Origin of the sequence: Microbacterium sp. B24 (genome assembly GCF_000333415.1) — a bacterium.
Classification (GTDB): domain Bacteria; phylum Actinomycetota; class Actinomycetes; order Actinomycetales; family Microbacteriaceae; genus Microbacterium.
The window spans coordinates 1-1,002 of sequence record NZ_BADB01000541.1; the positions used below are offsets into that span (position 1 = coordinate 1).

Sequence of the window (1,002 nt, forward strand, 5' to 3'; positions counted from 1 at the left end):
ATTCGAGCTCGGACCCGGGGATCCTCTAGAGTCCGTCGCCTCGGCATAGCTGCTGCCGACGCATGTCACATGCGCAACGGGGGGAACCCGCGTTTCGCGGAGGATATGCGTCAGCACGGCGAGCGAGCGATCGGTGGTCGAGCCTCCGGCGCCGAACGTCACGGAGATGAACCGCGGCCCCGCCTCGGCCAGCACGCGGATGGTCTCGTGGAGCGCAGGCAACTGCGCCAGCGTGCGCGGAGGATAGATCTCGAACGAGAACGGAACCTGCGGCGATGCCTCGCCGCCGGCCCGCGCAGCAGCGATGTGCGGTTCGTGAGACGTCATCGCTCGGTGCCTTCTCTCGCGTCGGGGTCGTGCAGCCGGCGTACCGCAGCCTCGGTGCCACCACTGTAGAGCCACCTTGCCGCCCGTCCCCGCGTGTGACGAGACGTGTCCTGCGACGTCGACTGACGCAGGCGCGTAGCGTGGCAGGCATGGTCGATGTGCACCCCTATGGATCCTGGCCCTCTCCGTTCACGGCCGCGTGGGCTTCCGCGTCGTCACCCCGCATCGACGGTGCCGCGCTCGTCGGCGACGAGGTGTGGTGGGCGCAGACGGTGGCCGACGAGGCCGGCCGCACCGCGGTGTTCCGGCGCGATGCCACCGGAAGGGTGCACCCCGTCCTGCCGGCGCCGTGGAACGCCAGATCCGGCGTGCACGAGTACGGCGGGGGATCCTGGGCGGTCGACGAGGCCGGCCGACTGTTCTTCGTCGAACGGCGAGACCAGCAGGTGTGGGTGCGCGAACCCGGCTCGGAGCCGCGTCGCCTGACGAACGACGCGGACGTCCGCTACGGCGGGCTTCGCGCGTCCGGCGGCATGCTGCTGGCCATCCGCGAACGGACGGGCCGTGAACGGGCGATCGTGCGCATCGACCTGCAGGGTGAGGGAGCGAGCGACCTCGTCGCGGGCAGCGACTTCGTCGCTCAGCCCGCGCTGTCGCCGCGCGGCGACCGTCTCG

General features: G+C 71.1%; 1 protein-coding gene and 1 pseudogene. One reads left to right on the top strand and one right to left on the bottom strand.

Annotated features, from left to right (window positions below; genetic code table 11):
• Positions 1-327: methylenetetrahydrofolate reductase (locus I5I_RS15815; protein WP_036322064.1), on the bottom strand; the 327-nt coding region annotated here is incomplete at its 3' end.
• A gap of 149 nt (positions 328-476) precedes the next feature.
• Between I5I_RS15815 and I5I_RS15820 the strand changes: the two are divergent.
• Positions 477-1,002 (top strand): annotated as a pseudogene (locus I5I_RS15820) (S9 family peptidase); the annotation flags it as partial.